6 protein-coding genes are annotated in these 6,000 nt (G+C 60.1%); all 6 read left to right on the plus strand.

Annotation, left to right across the window (positions count from 1 at the left end; genetic code table 11):
* Window positions 1-332: 332 nt before the first annotated feature.
* Window positions 333-1,289, plus strand: a complete 957-nt coding sequence (gene puuE / locus ACODSJ_RS16465) for an allantoinase PuuE (protein WP_489102730.1) — start codon at window positions 333-335, stop codon at window positions 1,287-1,289.
* Window positions 1,286-1,801 carry a 2-oxo-4-hydroxy-4-carboxy-5-ureidoimidazoline decarboxylase gene (gene uraD / locus ACODSJ_RS16470; protein WP_489102731.1) on the plus strand — a complete coding sequence of 172 codons (516 nt, stop codon included), beginning with the start codon at window positions 1,286-1,288 and terminating at the stop codon, window positions 1,799-1,801. The genes puuE and uraD overlap by 4 nt, the downstream gene beginning before the upstream one ends.
* Before the next feature lie 64 nt (window positions 1,802-1,865).
* Entirely contained in the window at window positions 1,866-2,867 is a 1,002-nt protein-coding gene (gene alc / locus ACODSJ_RS16475) for an allantoicase (RefSeq protein WP_489102732.1), read from the plus strand.
* 147 nt (window positions 2,868-3,014) lie between these two features.
* The gene (locus ACODSJ_RS16480) at window positions 3,015-3,518 is read left to right on the plus strand and encodes an ureidoglycolate lyase (RefSeq protein WP_489102733.1); all 504 of its coding nucleotides are present in this window, start codon (window positions 3,015-3,017) and stop codon (window positions 3,516-3,518) included.
* Between the two features lie 51 nt (window positions 3,519-3,569).
* A complete protein-coding gene (locus ACODSJ_RS16485; RefSeq protein ID WP_489102734.1) occupies window positions 3,570-4,883 on the plus strand; it encodes a urate hydroxylase PuuD in 1,314 nt (437 codons plus the stop codon).
* Between the two features lie 233 nt (window positions 4,884-5,116).
* Window positions 5,117-5,899: an outer membrane protein OmpK gene (locus tag ACODSJ_RS16490; protein WP_489102735.1), complete on the plus strand. Its 783-nt coding sequence runs from the start codon at window positions 5,117-5,119 to the stop codon at window positions 5,897-5,899.
* Window positions 5,900-6,000: the final 101 nt, after the last annotated feature.

The raw sequence follows: 6,000 nt of genomic DNA on the forward strand, positions 1-6,000 counted from the left end.
CATGGAAGGCTGCGACGCTGGAAGAATTAAGACACTTTAAAAGAAAATTGTACACAATAAAAAATAGATTTTTTGCCCCCCGCTCATCCCACCACACCACCACCGTCATTCCAGGCAAAACCCTTGGCGATGCTGGCCTTCCACTGATTAATTGACCCAATGGGCAGGTTTCTTGCAGTGTAGACAATGCAGAAAGTGCAGTGAAAAATGCAAAAAATCAGGCTTACAAATCGCGCATAAAGTTGTATACAATCACTCCATCGTTGTGACGCCAGCCTGTGTTTCGTCATCAGGGCGCCACCCACATGGTTCGAACAAGAAGGAAGACTGCAGTGAGCGCTGACTACCCACGCGACCTGATCGGTTACGGCAGTAACCCTCCCCACCCACAATGGCCGGGCAATGCCCGCATCGCCTTGTCTTTCGTACTCAACTACGAGGAAGGTGGCGAACGCAACATCCTGCACGGCGACAAGGAATCCGAAGCGTTCCTCTCGGAGATGGTCGCGGCGCAACCGCTGCAGGGCGAGCGCAACATGAGCATGGAATCGCTGTACGAGTATGGCAGCCGCGCCGGGGTCTGGCGGATCCTCAAGCTGTTCAAGTCCTTCGACATCCCGTTGACCATCTTCGCCGTGGCCATGGCCGCCCAGCGCCATCCCGACGTGATTCGTGCCATGGTCGCCGCCGGCCACGAAATCTGCAGCCACGGCTATCGCTGGATCGACTATCAGTACATGGATGAGGCCCAGGAGCGCGAGCACATGCTCGAAGCCATTCGCATCCTGACTGAAATCACCGGCGAACGCCCGCTGGGCTGGTACACCGGTCGTACCGGCCCCAACACCCGCCGCCTGGTGATGGAGGAAGGTGGCTTTCTCTACGACAGCGACACCTACGACGACGACCTGCCCTACTGGGAACCGAACACGCCCCACGGCAAGCCGCACCTGGTGATCCCGTACACGCTGGACACCAACGACATGCGCTTTACCCAGGTGCAGGGGTTCAACAACGGCGACGACTTCTTCCAATACCTCAAGGATGCCTTCGACGTGTTGTATGCCGAAGGCGCCGAAGCCCCCAAGATGCTCTCCATCGGCCTGCATTGCCGCCTGATCGGTCGCCCGGCCCGCCTTGCTTCGCTCAAGCGTTTCCTCGAATACGCCAAGGGCCATGAGCAGGTCTGGTTCAGCCGCCGCGTCGACATCGCCCGCCACTGGCAGCAGACGCACCCTTGCCCGCAAGCTTCGAAACTAGGGGCTTCGAAACCAGGGGCTTCGAAATGACGGCCTTCCAGACCCTCAAGCCGTCCACCTTGAGCCGTGAAGCCTTCGTACGGGCTTTTGCCGACATATACGAACATTCACCGTGGGTCGCCGAAAAGGCTTTCGACCTGGGCCAGGCCCCGTCGGTCGACCAGATCGAAACCCTGCACCAGCGCATGAGCGACATCCTCTTGAGCGCCGATCACGCCCGCCAACTGGCCCTGATCAATGCTCACCCGGACCTGGCTGGCAAAGCCGCCATCGACGGTCAATTGACCGAAGCCAGCACGAATGAACAGGCCGGCGCCGGTATCCACCAGTGCACGGCCGAAGAGTTCAAGCGCTTCACCGAGTTGAACGACGCCTACAAGGCCAAATTCCAGTTTCCGTTCATCATGGCGGTCAAAGGCAGCAACCGGCATCAGATCCTCGCGGCATTCGAAACGCGCATCCATCATTCGGTCGACACCGAATTCAAATGCGCGCTGGCAGAGATCAACAAGATCGCCTTGTTCCGACTCCTGACCCTTTAGCCGGGCGCCCGTGACCCGGGCCCTGCAAGCATCCCCAGCCACTCATTAAAGGCAGACAAAAAGAATGAAAGCTTACGCCGTACCTTTCGAGAAACTCGTCAACCTGGCCGACGCCCGCCTGGGCACCAAGATCATCTCGGTCACCGATGACTGGTTCGCCGACGCCAACCGCCTGTTCCAGCCGACCCCGGCCGTGTGGAAAGAAGGTGTGTTCGATGACAACGGCAAGTGGATGGACGGCTGGGAGTCGCGTCGCAAGCGTTTCGAAGGCTACGACAGTGCGGTGATCCGCCTGGGTGTGGCGGGCTCGATCAAGGGCGTGGACATCGACACGTCATTCTTCACCGGCAACTACCCACCGTCAGCCTCCCTGGAAGCCTGCTTCCTGAGCGAAGGCGAGCCGGACGAAAACACCCAGTGGACCGAAGTGCTGTCGGCCGTCGAGCTGCAAGGCAACAGCCACCACTACCACGAAATCAGCAATGACCAGGCCTTCAGCCACCTGCGCTTCAACATCTACCCCGATGGCGGCGTGGCCCGCTTGCGGGTCTATGGCATCCCGCACCGCGACTGGTCGGCGGTAGGCGACAACGAACAGATCGACCTGGCCGCCGCCCTCAACGGTGGCCGCGCCCTGGCCTGCTCCGACGAACACTTCGGCCGCATGAGCAATATCCTCAACCCGGGTCGTGGCGTGAACATGGGCGATGGCTGGGAAACCGCCCGTCGTCGCACCCCGGGCAATGACTGGGTGATCGTCGCCCTGGGCCATGCCGGCGAGGTCGAGAAAATCATCGTCGACACCCTGCACTTCAAGGGCAACTACCCGGACAGCTGCTCGATCCAGGGCGCCTTCGTCAAGGGCGGCACCGACAGCCAGATCGAGACCCAGTCACTGTTCTGGCGTGAGTTGCTGCCGAGCCAGAAGCTGCAAATGCACGCCGAACACACCTTCGCCGAGCAGATCAAGGCGCTGGGACCGATCACCCACATTCGCCTGAATGTGTTCCCGGACGGTGGGGTGAGTCGCTTGCGGGTGCTCGGCAAGGTTTCGAAACAAGCGTGACCCTGTGGCGAGGGAGCTTGCTCCCGCTGGGTTGCGAAGCGACCCCGCTTTTCAAACAAGGGGACTGCTGCGCAGTCCAGCGGGAGCAAGCTCCCTCGCCACAAAAGCTGAACAAACAACACAGAATTTTTGGATAAGAAGACCAGCATGCGCACACTCAAGATCGAACCATTGACCAAAGAAGCCTTCGCCCCTTTCGGTGACGTGATCGAAACCGACGGCAGCGATCACTTCATGATCAATAACGGTTCGACCATGCGCTTCCATCGCCTGGCGACGGTTGAAACCGCCACGCCGGACGACAAGGCGATCATCAGCATCTTCCGCGCCGACGCGCTGGAGATGCCGTTGACCGTGCGCATGCTGGAGCGTCATCCGCTGGGCAGCCAGGCGTTCATTCCGCTGCTCGGCAACCCCTTTCTGATCGTGGTCGCGCCACTTGGCGATGCACCTGTATCAGGCTTGGTCCGCGCCTTCGTCACCAACGGCAGGCAGGGCATCAATTACCATCGCGGCGTCTGGCACCATCCGGTGCTGACGATCGAAAAGCGGGATGACTTCCTGGTGGTTGATCGCAGTGGCACAGGCCATAACTGCGATGAGCATTTCTTCATGGAGGATGATTGTTTAATCCTCGATCCCCACCAATAAGAGAAGGCTCGATCACGCGAGAACAAGCGTGACGGGCGAGAGGTAAAGACTGTGCAAGCACATATGCTGGAATGGCTGAACCTGAGCGTGCGCTGGGTTCACATGATCACTGGCGTGGCCTGGATCGGCGCGTCGTTCTACTTCGTCTGGCTGGAAAACAACCTCAATCGCGTCAACCCCAGGAGCGGTCTGGCCGGCGACCTGTGGGCCATCCACGGCGGCGGTATCTACCACCTGGAGAAATACAAACTCGCGCCACCGTCCATGCCGGACAACCTGCACTGGTTCAAGTGGGAAGCCTACTTCACCTGGATGTCGGGCATCGTGCTGCTGTGCCTGGTGTTCTACTGGAATCCGAGCGTCTACCTGCTCGCACCGGGCAGCAGCCTCAGCGGCCCCGAAGGCGTCGCCCTGGGCATCGGCTCGTTGCTCGTCGGCTGGTTCGTCTACTCCTTTCTCTGCGACTCGGCCCTGGGCAAGCGTCCTGCCCTGCTCGGCGTGATCCTGTTCGTGTTGTTGATCGGCGCGGCCTACGGGTTCAGCAAGGTGTTCAGCGGGCGCGGGGCGTACCTGCACGTCGGGGCGGTCATCGGGACGATCATGGTCGGCAACGTGTTCCGCATCATCATGCCGGCACAACGCGCATTGGTGGCGGCGATCGCCGAGAACCGCACGCCTGACCCGGCCTTGCCGGCCAAAGGCTTGCTGCGCTCGCGCCACAACAACTACTTCACCCTGCCGGTGCTGTTCATCATGATCAGCAACCACTTCCCGAGCACCTACGGCAGCGCCTACAACTGGTTGATCCTGGCCGGTATCGCGGTGGCAGCGGTGTTGGTGCGGCATTACTTCAACACGCGCCATGACAGCAACCGGTTTGCCTGGACGCTGCCGGTGGGCGCCTTGGCGATGATTTGCCTGGCTTATGTCACCGGCCCCAAGGCGCCACCCAGCGCGCCGGAAGTGGCCAAGGCCCCGGTCGCCATCGAGTATCAGCCCCTGCCGGAAACCGCCGTAGGCGGCGGGGCCAAACCGGAAACGGCACCCGCCGCACCGGTCGCGCAGCCCGCCCAGGCAGCCGATGCCCAGGGGCCGTCCCAGGGGCCATCGTTCGCGAAAATCCACAGCGTGATCCAGGAACGCTGTTCCGTCTGCCACTCGGCCAAGCCCACCAGCCCGCTGTTCAGCGCAGCACCGGCGGGGGTGATGTTCGACACCCCGCAGCAGATCCAGCAGCAGGCTGCGCGCATCCAGGCCCAGGCCGTGACCAGCCAGATCATGCCCCTGGGCAACATCACCCAGATGACCCAGCAGGAACGCGACCTGATCGGCGCGTGGATCAGCCAGGGCGCGCGGACCAACTGAACCCCGTGTTCCAACACCGCTACACCGCTGACAGGCCGACCGGCATCCCGCCGGTCGCCCGTCAGCGACTGCCTGTGCTCAACCGACTCCTTTTTTGACTCGCCCGATTCCATGCCCGGTGTGGATCCGTTCTATCGAAAAAAACCTGACCGAACGGATGTTTTGTAGTAAAAGGCGCCGCCTCAAAGCGCTGATTCCAAAAAAGCGTACTACCGACCTTAGGAGCAAACCGAATGAACCGTACATACCCCAGCCTGCTACTCGCCTCTTTATTGACCAGCGGCCCAGTGATGGCCGATGACCTGTTCCAATGGCAGAACAACAGCCTGACCTACCTCTATGGCAAGGATTTCCAGGTCAACCCGCGCATCCAGCAGACCGTGACCTTCGAACACGCCGACGCATGGAAATACGGCGACAACTTCTTCTTTCTCGACCGAATCTTCTACAACGGCAAGGAAGACAGCCAGTCCGGCCCGAACACCTACTACGGCGAATTCAGCCCGCGCCTGTCGTTTGGCAAGATCTTCGACCAGAAGCTGGAAGCCGGCCCAATCAAGGATGTGTTGCTGGCCATGACCTATGAGTTCGGCGAGGGTGACAACGAGTCCTACCTGATCGGCCCGGGATTGGATCTCGCGATTCCCGGCTTCGACTACTTCCAGCTGAATTTCTACAACCGCCACACCGAAGGCCCGCGCGCCGGCGACAACGTCTGGCAGATCACCCCGACCTGGGCCTACACCGTTGCGGTGGGCTCATCGGACCTCCTGATCGACGGTTTCATCGACTGGGTGGTGGACAACGACAGCAACTCCAAAGGCACCTACCACGCCAACCTGCACATCAACCCGCAGATCAAATATGACTTGGGCAAGGCCCTGAACCTCGGCGCCAAGCAGCTGTATGTGGGGGTGGAGTATGACTACTGGAAGAACAAGTACGGGATCGAAGACAGCGAAGGGTTCAAGACCAACCAGAGCAATACCAGCTTTTTGCTGAAGTATCACTTCTGAGTCCTACCTTGATCTTGGGTACACAGAGCTCCTTGTGGGAGCGAGCCTGAACTGGCCTAATGATTTTGGACACTTCAATCGGGCGCTATGATTGCGCCCAA

The sequence above is a fragment of the Pseudomonas sp. FG6 genome (genome assembly GCF_057809015.1).

What these genes read in the sequence shown, in the direction of transcription:
- ACODSJ_RS16490 (WP_489102735.1), top strand. Translation starts at nt 5,117, where the DNA reads ATGAACCGTACATACCCCAGCCTGCTACTCGCCTCTTTATTGACCAGC.
- uraD (WP_489102731.1), top strand. Translation starts at nt 1,286, where the DNA reads ATGACGGCCTTCCAGACCCTCAAGCCGTCCACCTTGAGCCGTGAAGCC.
- alc (WP_489102732.1), top strand. Translation starts at nt 1,866, where the DNA reads ATGAAAGCTTACGCCGTACCTTTCGAGAAACTCGTCAACCTGGCCGAC.
- ACODSJ_RS16480 (WP_489102733.1), top strand. Translation starts at nt 3,015, where the DNA reads ATGCGCACACTCAAGATCGAACCATTGACCAAAGAAGCCTTCGCCCCT.